The 14828-nt window shown below is 62.5% G+C and carries 13 protein-coding genes and 1 pseudogene; 8 read left to right on the forward strand and 6 right to left on the reverse strand.

Annotated features, from left to right (window positions below; all coding sequences use genetic code 11):
* Window positions 1-4: 4 nt before the first annotated feature.
* Window positions 5-1156: an anti-phage 6A-MBL system MBL-fold protein gene (gene mblB / locus AC1RQP_RS02275; RefSeq protein WP_492935771.1), complete on the reverse strand. Its 1152-nt coding sequence runs from the start codon at window positions 1154-1156 to the stop codon at window positions 5-7.
* A 284-nt stretch (window positions 1157-1440) separates the two neighbouring features.
* On the opposite strand from mblB, the gene AC1RQP_RS02280 reads away from it, so the two are divergent.
* Window positions 1441-3015: a phospholipase effector Tle1 domain-containing protein gene (locus AC1RQP_RS02280; RefSeq protein WP_492935772.1), complete on the forward strand. Its 1575-nt coding sequence runs from the start codon at window positions 1441-1443 to the stop codon at window positions 3013-3015.
* Window positions 3016-3033: 18 nt separating this feature from the next.
* Window positions 3034-3579, forward strand: a complete 546-nt coding sequence (locus AC1RQP_RS02285) for a hypothetical protein (RefSeq protein ID WP_492935773.1) — start codon at window positions 3034-3036, stop codon at window positions 3577-3579.
* 96 nt (window positions 3580-3675) lie between these two features.
* Here the strand turns inward: AC1RQP_RS02285 and AC1RQP_RS02290 are convergent, their stop codons facing one another.
* The 3 genes from AC1RQP_RS02290 to AC1RQP_RS02300 all read right to left on the reverse strand — a co-directional run bounded on the left by AC1RQP_RS02290 (window position 3676) and on the right by AC1RQP_RS02300 (window position 5227).
* Entirely contained in the window at window positions 3676-3945 is a 270-nt protein-coding gene (locus AC1RQP_RS02290; protein ID WP_492935774.1) for a hypothetical protein, read from the reverse strand.
* A 269-nt stretch (window positions 3946-4214) separates the two neighbouring features.
* Window positions 4215-4841, reverse strand: a complete 627-nt coding sequence (locus tag AC1RQP_RS02295; protein WP_492935775.1) for a DUF6036 family nucleotidyltransferase — start codon at window positions 4839-4841, stop codon at window positions 4215-4217.
* On the reverse strand, window positions 4841-5227 hold the full coding sequence (locus AC1RQP_RS02300; protein ID WP_028136429.1) for a hypothetical protein: 387 nt from the start codon (window positions 5225-5227) through the stop codon (window positions 4841-4843). Before AC1RQP_RS02300 ends, AC1RQP_RS02295 begins: the two co-directional genes overlap by 1 nt.
* A gap of 404 nt (window positions 5228-5631) precedes the next feature.
* On the opposite strand from AC1RQP_RS02300, the gene AC1RQP_RS02305 reads away from it, so the two are divergent.
* The 4 genes from AC1RQP_RS02305 to qatD all read left to right on the forward strand — a co-directional run bounded on the left by AC1RQP_RS02305 (window position 5632) and on the right by qatD (window position 10418).
* Complete coding sequence (locus tag AC1RQP_RS02305; RefSeq protein ID WP_492935776.1) at window positions 5632-7512, forward strand: KAP family P-loop NTPase fold protein; 1881 nt, start codon at window positions 5632-5634, stop codon at window positions 7510-7512.
* A gap of 217 nt (window positions 7513-7729) precedes the next feature.
* Window positions 7730-8362, forward strand: coding sequence for a Qat anti-phage system associated protein QatB (gene qatB / locus AC1RQP_RS02310; protein WP_492935777.1), 633 nt, complete (start codon window positions 7730-7732; stop codon window positions 8360-8362).
* On the forward strand, window positions 8359-9633 hold the full coding sequence (gene qatC, locus AC1RQP_RS02315; RefSeq protein WP_492935778.1) for a Qat anti-phage system QueC-like protein QatC: 1275 nt from the start codon (window positions 8359-8361) through the stop codon (window positions 9631-9633). Before qatB ends, qatC begins: the two co-directional genes overlap by 4 nt.
* Window positions 9630-10418 (forward strand): Qat anti-phage system TatD family nuclease QatD, encoded by a 789-nt coding sequence (gene qatD, locus AC1RQP_RS02320; RefSeq protein WP_492935779.1) that lies wholly within the window; start codon window positions 9630-9632, stop codon window positions 10416-10418. Before qatC ends, qatD begins: the two co-directional genes overlap by 4 nt.
* Before the next feature lie 641 nt (window positions 10419-11059).
* Here qatD and AC1RQP_RS02325 read toward each other — a convergent pair.
* Window positions 11060-12286, reverse strand: coding sequence for a Fic family protein (locus AC1RQP_RS02325; RefSeq protein WP_492935780.1), 1227 nt, complete (start codon window positions 12284-12286; stop codon window positions 11060-11062).
* A 180-nt stretch (window positions 12287-12466) separates the two neighbouring features.
* On the opposite strand from AC1RQP_RS02325, the gene AC1RQP_RS02330 reads away from it, so the two are divergent.
* The gene (locus AC1RQP_RS02330) at window positions 12467-12730 is read left to right on the forward strand and encodes a hypothetical protein (protein ID WP_492935781.1); all 264 of its coding nucleotides are present in this window, start codon (window positions 12467-12469) and stop codon (window positions 12728-12730) included.
* Between the two features lie 392 nt (window positions 12731-13122).
* Window positions 13123-13532: pseudogene (locus tag AC1RQP_RS02335) on the forward strand (SOS response-associated peptidase family protein); the annotation flags it as partial.
* A 365-nt stretch (window positions 13533-13897) separates the two neighbouring features.
* On the opposite strand, the gene AC1RQP_RS02340 reads toward AC1RQP_RS02335, so the two are convergent.
* Window positions 13898-14812, reverse strand: a complete 915-nt coding sequence (locus tag AC1RQP_RS02340; RefSeq protein WP_492935782.1) for a hypothetical protein — start codon at window positions 14810-14812, stop codon at window positions 13898-13900.
* Window positions 14813-14828 lie beyond the last annotated feature (16 nt).

Raw genomic sequence — 14828 nt, forward strand, 5'->3', positions numbered from 1 at the left:
CGGCTCATCCGTGGGCGAGCGGCTGGCTTCCGATACCGGTGCCGGCGGCGACGCTGACGGCGACCGCAGCGCGCTTGATGCGCGGTCCGGCCGAAGTGACCTCGATCGCCAGCGGATCGTCGCCCGGACTGTCGGCGACGCACTTGAATTCTCCATTCACGGGATCGAGGATATCGATGTATTCGCGCTTCGCACGGATGCACGGCGGATCGTTCTTGTCGTCCTTGATGGTCTTGCTGCTGGCTACGATCAGCGCGCCATCCAGCGGCTGCCCGAGGGCGCTCCGGGCGGGCTCGGACACCTTGGCTTTCTCGCCCTTTTCGGACCAGCTATCGTAGGAAAGGCTGTGCCACGAACAGTGGTGCGGAGCGATCAGAACGTCGTATTGCAGACGCTCGGGCCACTTCTTGTTGCGCTCCCAGATGCGGTCCCAGATCGCGACCTCGGCGTCGCCGCCGAGAAGGAAGCGCCCGCGGGTGACCTTGGACACCTTCAGGTCCAGACGCATGATGACGCTGGAGTTGTTCTTCGTCAGAACCTCCTCCTCCGCTTCGTCGTCGGCAGGCATCGGCGCCAGCAGTCGCGCCTCGAAGGAAGTGTCCTGTACGCCGCAGATCTTCGAGAACACCTCGTCGACCTTCACCAGGATTTCCGTCAGGTCATCGGTCTTGCCGTCGACGTCCTCGCCCAGAATCAGGATGCGGTTGCCGTCCTCGGCGGTCCGTTCCTTCTTGAACCTGTTGGCGCGGCGGCGGGCCTCGTCGCGCCAAGCCTCGGCGTCGGGGCAAAGGACGTGATCCTCGTCCTTCGCCTTCGCCCGGCGGAACACGATCGGCGAGGACCACATTTCACGGATGATGATCTTGTCGTCGGCCTTCACCCAGGTCGACGGGTCGCCGAGATGGAAGTGCTTGACCAGGCCCCGGATGTGATCGGCGTCCGGATGGGTGTTCAGAAAGCCATCGACGAACAGCCTCCCCTTATCGTCCCGATCGAGCTTGTTCCGGAGCTGCTTCCCCACGTTGGGGGTGTCGTCGTGCTCGTCGTCGGCCGCCTCCCGGATGTTGATGTCGGTCAGGATCCGGCGACCGGACTCGGTCTCGAACAGCACCATGTCGCCGTTGTCGACTTTGAAAAGTGATGCTTTAACTATCATCCCCATCCCCCTGATTCAACGATCAAAAGATCGGTCGCGGCTCCTTGACCGATTGCAGATCGGACGGGCGCACTTAAGAAGATATGATGGCAATTTGGCCACGCAAGATGTGCTACCAGATTAATTTTATTGCGCTATATATATGAAATTGTTCAAGTTTTAATCATATGGAACCGGCTTTGTTCACTCGGTGTTCTTGGTTTTCTAGCCGAGAGGCGGCATGATCGGGGAACTAGGATTGCTCCGGGTGGAGATCGTCCTCGCAGCGGATGGACAGGTTCAGGATGAGCAAGAACATCGTCGTTTACTCCGACGGGACCGGCCAAGACGGCGGGGCCCGTCCGGAGCAGCGCATCAGCAACATCTTCAAAATGTACCGGGTGAGCCGCGACCACTCGGACACGGCCATCGATCCGTCCAAGCAGGTGGTCTTTTACGACGCGGGCCTTGGGACGGACATCGGTGCAACGGCCCTCACCGCTCCGGTGCGCTTCGTACAGAAAATGCTCGGATCCATCGCGGGCGACGGCATCAAGCGCAACATCGCCGACTGCTACGAATTCGTCGTCAACCACTACGAAGACGGTGACCGGATATTCCTCTTCGGGTTCAGCCGCGGCGCCTACACGGTCCGAAGCCTGGCAAACCTGCTGATGCTCTGCGGCGTCCCCACGAAGACGCCCGCCGGCCCATTGATGCGCTACCGCAAGGCCGTGAAGGACATCGCTTGGGAGGCAGTGGATACCGTGCTGGAGCACGGTGCCGGGCACCCGCGGGAGCAGTTCGAGGCGGAGAGGCTCGAACTGGCGCGGCGATTTCAGACCAAGTACGGCTCCGGCGACGGCTCGGATGCCAACGCCTCGGCATATTTCGTCGGCGTGTTCGATACGGTCGCTGCCCTCGGCGCCAGCGGTCCGCGACGCCGGATGATCCAGGCCGGCTTGACTCTCGGCGTCGCTGCCCTCGCCTTCTTCGCTTCGCTCGTTCCGGCCGCGATCATCGGTGCGCTGACGGCCATCGTCTCGGAGGCCGGCCTGCTATGGGGTTTCATCGTGCCGGCGTGGCTGGTCACGCATCTGGCGATGCTGATTGCCGTCATCTGGTTCTGGAAACGGCAGCGGACGGTCAATCTCAAGACCATCTACGACTTCCCGAACAAGGGCGATCCGCCGCGCTCTCATACCGCCGAGTGGACGGGCAAGAATTTCGATCGCCTTCTCAGCAAACATATACGTTTTGCGCGCTCGGCGAACGCGATCGACGAGACGCGCAAGGATTTCGCCCGGGTCGGCTGGGGCGGCACCGAGCCGTCTGTGCACCCCGCAACGCCGGGTGTTCCGCGTCTCATCCAACTCTGGTTCGCAGGGAACCACTCGGATATCGGCGGATCTTATCCGGAACCGGAATCGCGTTTGTCGGATATCGCCCTCGCCTGGATGTGCGAGCAGGCCACGTCCATCCCGGACGGCTTGATCACCGGGCCGATCTACGTGGAGGGGAGCAGGATGCCGAAGACTGATGACAACGGACCGGTACTGAACGTCTTCCCCGGCGCGAACGGCGTTCAGCATTGCGAGATCGCGGGCATGCGCGACACGCTCGACGCCTACGCCGCCGGTCTGCCGAATTGGCGATGGCTGCAAAACCTCGTCGGCACCAGGAACTGGGAAGTCGAAGTCCGCGAGATCAACCACCAGGCGCCGGTACATCCGACCGTGCGCACGCGCTTCGACCTGCCGGAAGTCAGACAATGTGCTGGCGTCGGCGCATATCGCCCAAGCGCACTGGCGAGCCATGACGAGTTCAAACGCTACTATCCGCAGGTGGAGTCGACAGCACAGTCGACCGGGTCCGCCTGAACGTTCGAGGAGACGCTCTTGGTTGCGCTTGCCGACATCAAAGCTGACCTGCCGGATTGGCCGGACGACGTGGTGGATCAATGGCTATTGAACTTGGCGAACCAGGAGGGCATGGGCTGGCCCCCACCGGTCCCCTTCAACGGCCATTGGTGGCAGTACATCATCGTGAAGCCGGTATCGTGGTGGAAGAAGGTCACGTGGACGAAGGAGTCGCGCGACTGTAGTTTCGACGAGCTGTCGCTTAATTCCCGCAAGATCATGAATTCCATGTTCGAGGCGTTGGTCCTCGGAATCGAGAATGGCTATGGCGGCGACAACAGCAAGAAGCGCTTTGAATCTTGCGTGAGCTATCTGGCGGTGAAAGGACAGTTCCCCCGCGTGCCTGTCACCATGCCGATAGAAACGGGCCTAAGTATCCTCGACGGCAATCATCGAGTCTACTCGCTCACTTTCCTGCAAAGCGTTCCTGAGCCGGAATTGAAGAAGCAAGGCATCACTCGCCCTTCCGTCATCCACGATGTTTGGGCGGCGAAGCACGCCGATGGAGAGGTTCTGGATAGCTGACGCGGTTCTGGTCGCCGTCGATCGAGCAAGTGGTGCCGCGCAATTTCCGGTACCGTCGTCAATTGACGGGGCTTGCCGAGAGATCGGTTCGGGACGCTAGTGCGACAATCGGGAGACCTCGACAATCCGTAAAGGCTCGCGGAAAACCTGAAACTCGCCATCGCCGTCGAACTTCTTTCCCATCAAATCAAGAAGCGCGCGCCCATGCACAGCAGGTACAGGGTGCGCTGTCATTATTTCCGGATCTTCCGGAAAACTCGGCCCGACGATGTCGCGAACGTTCTGGACGCTCACGGACGCGCTCGCACCCTCAAAGAGAAGCTCGTCGGTCTCCGGGTGCCAGACGCAAACCACGATAGCGAGCATGTTGATGTTCCTTGGGCCCACCGGTCCGGCCGGTCCGACAAAAGGCCGGCGTCGGCTGCCTCGACTTGCTTCCGTTTCGCCCAGTTAGATCATCTCGATTGCGATGGCGAGCCGCGCAAAAGATCGTTGGAGGTATCGAAAGATACATTGACGGCCCTCCATCGAGCCAAGCACTCCGTTGCTTTGGTCGTCGGCTGCGGCCCGGACTCTAAAGATCGGGAAGATGTAGGGCACTTGATCCCTTCGCCCTCCCCTCGAACCGCGATGACCTACGGCAACTTCGGTGCTTCCGGCTTTTTCTCGGGCCTCAAGCTTCTGATATAGGCAATCGCTCGTTGCTGGAGTGCCGGATCCAGATTTGTCTCATGGATCCGTCGTTCGACGAGGTCTAGGTCAAGCGGGCGTTGCGCATGAATGGCCTCGACGAATTGCTTGTCTCTGTCATCCAGTCGCGCAAGTTTGGAGGCGATCAAATCCTCCGGAGCCGGCGCTATGCCGTACACGCTTCGTCCTGCGACTTCGGTCCTTACTTTGATCGCGCGAACCTGCCAGCCTGCGGGGAGTTTGGCCGTCGTCTCGTCGACCCCGTCGATGTAGAAGCCGTGAGTACGGTGGAATTGGCTGCTCTCACCGAACAAGCCGTCGATGTGCTCCGACGCGACGTTCGGATCGCCGCCCGGCGACTTGGCATTTTCTTCCAGCTCCCAAATCCTAGCGTTCTCCGGGAAAGCGTCGATCTCCGGCGATGCTCTTGCCGGCTCCGGCGCATCGGGCATCGATGCCAGAATGGCTTGGCTGCCGACGACGAAGACGTTGTCAGTGTTGAATTCGAAGGCCAAGGCTCGGACGACCCGGAGAAGGTCATCCATGGTCCGTATGCCGCGATCTTCGGCCATCAAGGACCTCCCGGAACAAGGAAGTCAGGCTGCGCAGACAGGCTGCGTTTGACGATCCGTCTCGCCGCCTTCCTCAAGCGGACACGGGCATGGTAGTCGCCAAAATCGACTCCCTCGGCGAGCCAGAACGGCGAGGTATTGCGCAGCCGCACCATCTCGCGGTCGCGGCTGATGAGTTTAGAGGCTAGTTCCTTGGGCGGTAGCGCAAGTAGTTCCTGCCACTCGCGCACGAAGGGCCAGCCGGCGAACTGACTGGCTTGGCGCTCATGAGCCAACTTCGCCTTCTCGACCAATGAAGGGTCGCGGCGAAGCATCCGCACGATCAGCCGATGCATCATCAGCTTCGCGGTGTCGCCAACTATGCCTTCATTTAGCCCGTCGCCCATCGCGTGGAGCGCCTCTCCGTCCGCTTTTCCGACCGTCGTGTGGACCTCAGAATATAAACAAGCAGTGGGCAACAAAAAAGGGCGCAAACCGAAGCGGATCGGAGATGGTTACCGCTTCGGCGGCGACTGCCTAGGAGTTTCGTCGCAGTGGTCCCGGCGGGGCCGTCGGCCGCATCCCCGCCTCTTTGCAGCGACCTGCAGGTCACTTTCGCGATAATGGCCGAAGCGATGGAGACTTGAAGCGCGTGTGCAGAGCGGCAACCATAGGACGTAAGAAGAAGGTCTGGGTTGCACTTTCGGAGAACGGAACGTAACAACGCACCGCTCGGCAGTCGCGGTGCCTTTCCTCTGCTCGCGCAATAGATATTTCGATTCCAAAAGCTTTTTCAGGCGAGAGATTGCCGATGTGGCCCGATAACGAGACCGAGCGGGACTTCCTGAACTTCTCCGGCGTCGCCGAAACCGTGGCCGAGATCATTGTGCAGGCCAAGGGACGCCCGATCTCGATCGGCGTGTCTGGCGCCTGGGGCATCGGCAAATCCTCGATGATCAAGCTCACCCGCTCGGCGATCGCCGCCAGGAAGGACGAGAGCGGGAAGAAGGCCGCCGACAAGTACGTCTTCGTCGAGTTCAATGCCTGGCTCTACCAGGGGTATGACGACGCGCGTGCTGCGTTGATGGATGTGATCGCTGACAAGCTCGCGAAGGAAGCGGAGAGCCGACAGACGGCACTCGATAAGGTCGCGTCCCTTGCCAAGCGCGTGAAATGGCTCCGGGCCGCGAAACTCGCAGCGACCTCGGCCGCCTCGATCTATTTCGGGGTGCCCCCGGTCGGCGCGGTCGGCGAGATCTTCGAGCTCGCCAAGAAGGTCTGGTCCGAAGGGGTCGGGAAGGAAACCGGCGAAGCCGCCAAGAAAGCTGCGGCGGACGCGGCGCACGAAGGTGGCGAACTGCTGAACCCGAAGGAGGAAACGTCACCGCCGAAGGAGATTCAGGCGCTGCGCGACGCGTTCGAACAAGCGCTCGAGGAGCTCGGGATAACTTTGGTCGTCCTGATCGACGATCTCGACCGATGCTTGCCGGAGACCACGATCTCGACCCTGGAGGCGATCCGCCTCTTTCTGTTCCTCAAGAACACCGCCTTCGTGATCGCGGCCGACAACGACATGATCAAGCACGCCGTCCGGAAGCACTTCGTCGGGGTCAGCGACGACCTGCTGGTCACCAACTACTTCGACAAGCTCATCCAAGTTCCCATTCGGGTGCCGCAGCTCGGGACCCAGGAGGTCCGCGCCTACATGATGCTCCTGTTCGTGGACAACAGCGAGTTGTCCGACGACGACAAGGAGAAGATCCGCGCTGGCATGATTGGCCAGCTCAAGCGGACGTGGCAGGGAAAGAAGGTCGACCGGGCCTTCGTCCAATCGCTTGGCGTGAAGTTGCCCGAGCATCTTGTCGGTCAATTCGACACGGCCGAGAGGCTCGCCTCGCTCATGACGACGGCGTCGGGGATTCTGGGAAATCCGCGGCTGATCAAGCGCTTCCTGAACGCGCTCTCGATCCGGATGACGATCTCGAAAGCGCAGGGCGTTGGCGTCGACGAAGCGGTGCTCGCCAAGCTGTTGCTTTTCGAGCGCATCGGCGACACCGCAGCGTATGCCGAACTGGTCAAGAACGTCAGCGCCTCGGGTGAGGGAAAGCCTACTTTCCTCCAAGAATGGGAGGACGCGGCGACAGCGGGGCGCGATCTCGATCTGAAGGCGCCGTGGAACGCTCCCTTCGTGAAGGAATGGTTGGCGCTCTCGCCGCCCCTTCACGACCACGACCTGCGCGGCGCGCTCTACGTCGGCCGCGAGCAGGCGCCGCTTATCACGCCCGAAGACCGCCTGTCGTCGGAGGCGGCCGAGTTGCTCACGGCCCTGCTCGAGCACCCCGACATGGGCCACCAGCTCAAGGACAGGCTGACCCGGGTCTCGCGTATCGAAGTCACGGTGATGATGGATCGCCTGCTCGAGCGCGCCAGAAAGGAGCAGGACTGGGGTGTCCCGCCTATCCTCAACGCCTGCATCGCTCTCGCAGATGCCGACCCACCACAAGGAGCCCGTCTCGCTGCATTCCTCGCGGACCGCCCTTCGCAACAGATCCAACCGAACATCGTGCCGAAGATCGGCGACCGTCTATGGTCGAGAAGTGTCCTCGATGCATGGAATTCGTCTCCTGACGTTTCGCGCCCGGTGAAGACGGCAATCAGAAAGACGAGAGAGCATGGGAACGTCGCAATCTAGTGACGGTCCCGGCCCAGGCGTGCCGTTGGTCCCTCCCTGGACACCGGCCGCCCCACAGGATCCCGTACCCCCCGTACCCCAGCCCGGATCTCCGGACGTCCCGCCGGACGCTCCTCCGGCCGATGGCGCCCTGCCCCCGCCTCCCGCTGCGCCACCGCCAAGCCTGCAGCCGGCGCCGTTGGCACCTGAACGACGGTTCGGCGGCGTTCGCTCGAGCTTGGGCAATTTCGCGCGATCCGGGGACGGCCGCGACCTTAGACGCGGGCTCGGACACTACGTCCGCAATGGCTACGGGGGATCGAATTTCGCGACGCAGCGGTTCGGCGGCACCGCTCAAACGGCGGGGTCGCTCGGCCATGCCCTCTATTCCACGGCGCAGGGGGATGCGAACGCTCCCGTCGATGCGGCCGCGCTCGCTGGCCGGTCGACCGAAGAGATCGCGAGCGCGATCATCGAGGCTGTCAGACCGATCGATGGGACTCAGGATGCGGAAGCCGAACGTGCGTCCATCCACGACGCGATGTCCGAATTGCTGACGGAATACCCGGACGCCGATCTCCTCGATCTGTCCGATCCTGAACGCGAGTTCGTCATCGAGAAATTCACGGCCATCGATGTGGCACGGCGCTTCGAGCTGGATGTGGGCAAGACGTTGCTGGAGAGAGCGCCCACCGCGACCGTCGCGCTGGCTCGACTGAAACTGATGCGGTCATACATTGCCGAGACTGTGGCCGCCTCCTTCCGCAAACTCAAGGAACAGGGACGCAGGCTCACCGCCGGACGCGTCGCGCGCGTCGTCCAGGCTGCGTTGCGCGAGACGTTCGAGGTCTTCGAGGGGTACGAAGAGTGAAGTTGCTCTGCGCGCCGGCCGAGGTGCGTCGGCTAAAGGAGAAAGGCACGCTCAGGGTTGTCCTCTACGGCCAGCCAGGGGCTGATGATCGCGGCAGCGCGGGTGCGGCCGTGCGCAACGACATTCGCAGAGCGCGTCTGGCTCCGAACCGCAGGGCGTGGGATCTGCTGTCCATCGCGATGTCCGTCATGGCGGCTGATGCGGCAGGACGACGTAGCCTAAGTCCGGACGGCTGGACACGCGAGTTCGAGATGGAAGTCGCGGTCGCCGAACCGGCATTCTGGAACAAGTCCGCGGACCTCCTCGCCGACGCGTTGACGTTTCTCACGACCGACCGATGGCAATTCCGTTTCATCGCCGGCGGTGCAGCGCCGCAGCCGCCGGCGGAAGTTTTCCGACCGCCCGAAGGCAGCGTCGTGCTCCTGTCGGGTGGGCTAGACAGCTTGAGCGGCGCCATCGACCTTGCGGCGTCCGGACAGCGACCCGTCGCCATCAGCAAGACAGTCCGGGGCGATGGAGAAAAACAGATCAGGTTCGCGTCGTTGATCGGCGGCGGTCTGCGCCACTTCCAGTTGAACGACAACGCGGGCGTTCCGGGCACCGAAGATACCTCGCAGCGGGCGCGCTCGATCATTTTCCTTGCCTTCGGCGTTCTCGTCGCTACGGCGCTCAAGCCATATCGTCCCGGCGGCAGCTTGCCGCTCTACGTCTGCGAAAACGGCTTCATCGCCATCAACCCGCCGCTGACGGGAAGCCGCATCGGAAGTTTGAGCACCCGTACGGCGCACCCCTACTTCCTCGCCAGGTTCCAAGACGTCCTCGACGCCGCAAATTTGGGCGTGAGTATCCACACTCCTTATGGATACACGACCAAGGGCGAGATGCTGAAGACGTGCGCGGACCAAGACTTGTTGCGCACGCTGGCGGCGAACTCGACGAGTTGCGGCCGCTTTCAGCGCTACAACTACCGCCATTGCGGACGGTGCGTGCCGTGTCAGGTCCGCAGAGCGGCCTTCCTCGCTTGGGGCGAAGACGATCCGACCGACTACGTCTACGAACATCTCGGTCGGGACGATCCGGATCACGCCGGCTTCGACGACGTCCGCTCGGTCGGCATGGCGCTGGCGGCCTCAAAGGGTGCGGGGTTCGACGATTGGCTTGGCGGAGCCCTTTCGTGGCAGGGGATCGAGGAGCGCGACGCGCTGAAGGATATGCTACGACGGGGACTTGCCGAACTCGGCGCCTTGCACGCGAAATACGGTGTCAAGTGATCGACCTTCATGCCCATCTAGACCTCTACCATGATCCCGTCGCGACAGCCGACGAATGCAGAGAGCGAGACCTCTTCGTCCTGTCGGTGACGACCACACCATCGGCATGGGCCGGGACCGCGGCGCTGGCCCGAGGAGCGGCGAAGATCCGCACCGCGCTCGGCCTGCACCCTCAACTGGCTCACGAACGACGGGGCGAACTTCAGCTTTTCGACGAGTTGCTCCCGGAGTCCAGATACGTAGGCGAGATCGGTCTGGACGGCGGCCCGGAACTGAAGGCGACCTGGGAAACGCAGCGCCACGTCTTTGACGAAATCCTTCGGATGTGCGGGGCGGCCGGAGGCCGCATCATGACGATACACAGCAGGCGGGCCGCCGGGCCCGTTCTCGATGCGCTCGCGTCGCGGTCCGATGCAGGCGTCGCCGTTCTGCACTGGTTTTCCGGGACGCGCCGCGAGCTCAAACGCGCGGTCGATCAGGGTTGCTGGTTCAGCGTCGGCCCGGCGATGCTCGCCGGCGAGAGAGGACGCGGCCTGGTTGGCGAGATGCCCCGCGACAGGATACTGACCGAGACGGACGGTCCCTTCGCACAGATCGAGGGGCGCTCCCTGTTTCCTTGGGACGTCGCCAAGGCCGAGCCGGTTCTCGCCGATCTATGGGCCGTCGACGAAGGCGAGGTCCGAAGTCAATTGCTTTCGAACCTCAAGCGACTCACGACGCGGATCGCTCCGGAGCGCGGCAGCGCCCCCGGGCGCGGCTCTTCGGGCGTTGGCTGCGCCGGCTAATCCAGCACTCGCATCGACCCGGGCGTGAGATCGTTCTCCGTCTTCCGGATATCTTCGAGAGCTTTGTTCAACCGGTATCCAGAATCGCTATGGTACTCGTTGAAGTCCGAGAAGTCCTCTCTGGTCGCGATCAGGAGAAGGCCGGATCCAAATGGGTCCGCCTCCACCGCGTTCTGTCTGCTCCCCGATCGGCCGGCACGATTATCCGCGACCAGAGCGGGATTCGGTGCCCGTTTGGTGGTCTCCGGAGGTATGTGAAGCTAAGGCGTCTTGCTTTCCGATTTGGCCATAGAGAACGGGTCACTGTGTCCGGCCGCGGGGCGGTCTGAAATGTCCGATGGTGAAGCCTACCACTCATCTCCTCGCCGAACACTGCTGAGACCCCCGTTTCCGTCGACGAGAGAGGCATTGGACGGCGCGTTAGGCACCTCCCTCGCGCCAAGGCCCGGACTTCGCCGGAGAAGACGGGTGACCCGGCAGAGCGGCACCCGGAATTCATCCGGATCGGAGATGCCCTGTTCCGCGAGAAAATCTTCGTCGCCGCCGATCGTCAGGTCGTCGGCCTCATCCTGTGGGCAATCTGCGGTTCGCCGTGCATGTCCCATGTTCACGCTCCCTTGGGCTTTGGTTGGCGGGCCGCTTCAACGGCCAAATTTGCTTGGGGAGAAGATTCCGCTCGGATTGTCTTCCGCCGCCCAGTAGGTGATAGGAGCCGGCGTGCCGTCCCGCCATTCCACCTCGGTGGCTGGACTGAACTTCTCCCAGCGGGCGTTCTCCCCGGCTTTCACGAATGCGTTCGTCTTGGCCCATGCTTCGATCGCTCCATCGACGTTGGCCTCGCGGATGGCAGCGACCGTCTCCTGGGCCCGCTGGCAGGCCCGCGTGATGGCACTGGGATCGTTGCGTTTCGTCAGCGCCCTCATTCCGCCGAGGTAGTCGTCGCGGAAGACCGTGGGGATGATGACCTGAGCCTGATTTCCGCCGAGGAGCTCAGAGGTAAAGTGAAGCCGCGACATCCGGCCGTTGCCGTCGTCGAAGGGATGCACCTCCGCAATCAGGCAGTGCAGGTACAGGCCTCGGGCGAACGGCTCGGTCAGTCCCTGAAGCAGGTCGTAGCCGAACTTCAGCGTTCCGACTACCAGTTCGGGCTGGACCATCTCGATGCCGCTGACCTTGTTGTTGACGGTCTTGAACTTGCCCGGCTGGTTTTCCGGCCGCGCGTCCATCAGGAGCGCATGACGCGCGCGAAGCATGTTCTCGAACGTCTGATAGTCGGAGGGCTTCGCGACGAGCGCGCGCTCGTCCATGAGGAGGCGGTAGGTCGCGAGAACGTCGTGTCCGTCGGCGGGACGGTTCACCGGGGCGACGCCCTCCAGGATGATCCGCTTGGCCTCTTCGATCGTGAATTCCGTGCCTTCGATGAAATTCGAAAAATAGGCCTCCAGAAAGGCGTTCGCGCGTCGGACGCCCTGGTCGGCCGAGGCCGGACGGTCAGGAAAGGTCAGGGACTTCAGATGTGCGAACAGCGTCTGAAGCCGCGCGCAGCAGTCCTTGTCCGCACCGGCGCGCCGGATCTCGGCCACCTTGCTGGCGAACCGGACTTTCTGAGTCCCGAGCAGGCCACCCATTAGGCGGTCCAGCTTCGTCATTTCCCGTTCCGCCTGCAGAAGCGGCGCCAATTTGCGCGCCTCGTCGCGGATGTGATTGAAGTTGTCCTCTCCGCCGGAGTCGAGCAGTGTGACGAGATACTCCTCGAATTCCTCGGGCGAGAGGTTGCGCTGCACGCCGCCGCGGGTCCGCGTTGGCTTGAGGTTTTCCAGAAGCGCCCGCGCGCGAGAGGGCGCGAAGAACTCGCCGTTCGGCGACATGGGGGCGTCCCCCGACAGATTGGAGGGACCTTCGATGAGGCGTATCTCCATTCCCGGCAGTTCGACGGTCCGCGTCGCATAGGGACCCGTCAAGAAAATGTAGGACTTGCCGCCCTTGTCGGGACGATAGGGACTCATCTTGGCCCCCGTTCTCGACGTCATGACGGTCTTCGGAAACAGGTGCGGGACGATGTACCAGATGTTTCGCCGGACGACGTCCTCGAGCGGATCCTTGAGGTTGGAGGTGTAGACGCGCTCGACGATCTGCCTGAGATCGCCTGCCTGGGCCCGACGCCGGATCTGCCTGGCACCGGCTTCGTCATCCTTACTGGTGATGAGTATCTCGCCGTGGGTGGGCATGGCTTGTCCGTATCGTTCGAATTAGGGAAGCGTTTCGGCCGTCCTGTCCGTAAAATTCGATTATTTAGCGCCTTCTGTCCGTAAAAGTCGAATTGGAACCGTGACCGTAATAGTCGAATAATCGACTCTAAACAAGCGAAATGTCCGTAAAAGTCGAATATTACGCCATTTCCGTCCGTAAAATTCGAATAATCCAAGAAGTCAAAAGAACGGAACCCGCTGCCCAAGTTAGAGTCAGGATCGCGCGCCAAGGCCATCGCAGGGTTTCGCTTGCCAGATCGGCGATGAACTTGGTCATGGGTGTTGATGCCCATCCTCCCCGAAGAACCAGACGAAGTCCCAGACGGCCCGAAGGGGGCGAGACGCGTCGGCGTCGGCAGGCCCACCTGCTTGCCGCCCCCCGCTGAGACCCAGTTTCCGCCGACGAGAGACATCGGACGGCGCCTCAGCGGGTAAGGACCACCAACCAAGCCGCCATCAGCGCGCTCTTCCATGTCGTCAACCGGTATGCGGGCAAACTTGAGCCCATGCCCGGTGTCTTCCCGGACTACCGGGCCAGTCGTCCGGGCTGGTGTCGACGGTCGGGAGCTTGCGACCACGCGCTGGGCATGCCGTCGTCTTCGAAGTCGCTCATGGACGCGACGAAAAAGCGGGCCGAGACAAACATCCGCAACGTCAAGAGCAAACGTTGGACGCTGGCTGGGTCCGGAGCACCGCTGCGTGTTGTCGTTCAACTCGTTCAGCCAATTCAACAAGGCCGAAGGCGGAGATTTGGTTTGCGCGCGACGAGACCCGCCCCCTCCTCTGCTTCGTCGGCATCTGGACCAACCGGATGTCGGTGCGGAAAGTCAAGGAAGGCGAGACGACCAAAGATCTCTACGCATTCTGACGACGGCATCCTCTGGCCGGATGGCTGGGATCCGCAGCGAGACTGGGCCCCAACGTATTCGCGCTCGCTGCGGTGGCTCTGATCGCCGCCGCGTTAGCCGTCAGTCTTTGGCCCGCTGCGGATCCGGAGATGGTCCCACACCAACATGCCGACCTGGCCTCCAACCATCCGCACACGGAGGGGCATGAGCGTCACCCACGCCCATTCGCTCGTGATCGATGAGCTCCACAGGAGGTGGCCGTGAGCCGGGCTGTGGCGTTCCCGCCGAGCGCAGCGAGCCACCCTACTTCGGCTTTGTCGTCGCATCGATCGTGTCCGGCTGGCGAGCCGCTCGGCGGGCGCGCCTCGTCGGGGCACCCGGATCAGCCGCAAGCCTCAACCATGGCGTTCGCGAGATCGAACAAGCTGACGGTCTCGACGGTGCGCTCTACAATAACTTTGCATTGTGCCGGCTCCGTGAGATTTTCGGCGTGAACGGTACATTCGACGACGCCCCGCGCTGCGCCCGGTTTGACGAACAACACGGTGAACTCGAAGATTTCTTCTTCGGTCTGATGCCGCCAGAGTTGACAGGTCAACGCACCCTTCAGGACTGTGCGTTCCGTCGGCCAGGAATCGTAAAGGAATTCTTCGGGCTTCAGCGGCTCCGGATGGCGGAAGTTGTGACGCGCCAAGTGACGGATGATTTCCACGCGCGGCGTCACGATCGGATCGACGAGCGTCGATCTCAGCGTCGCGTCGAAGCCGGCCAAGCCCCTGACGGTGTTTTGTAAACGTCTGTACTCGGCCGCTGCGCCTTGGGCCTGCTCCACAAGTCGGCGCGCCGAAGAGAAGCCGCTGGCGGCCTCCATGATGCGCCGATGGTCTGCCGTGACCGGCGAAGACATCCCCCGGAGCGACGACAACGGGACGCCCGCGCGAGCGTTCTGCCTGGCAGGCGACGGCGTGCGCGTCACCTTTTCGACGAAAGCCGGCGACTTCGGCGGACTTGGCAGCCCCAAAATCCGGGTCACCGAAGTCGCATTGTTCGACGGAGCAACGTCGGTCTCGTTGTCCTCAGAGCCATCAGGCCGTTGGAGCACCAGGTGGCCACCCGTCTCGAATTCCACGCGCACATCCTTCGCCGGACGCGATCCGTCGTTCGACATCGCCCATCGCAGCAGGACGAGAGGAGCAGCCTCGTCTTGGCCAACATGCAGGCTCCGCAGCGACTGGCGGCACGTTTCGATCCAGGCCGGGTAGCGCGCGTCACGGTAGCTCGCAACGTCGTCGTCCAACGGCGGCGAATATTCG

The sequence above is a fragment of the Bradyrhizobium sp. GW821-FHT13H06 genome (assembly GCF_058803975.1).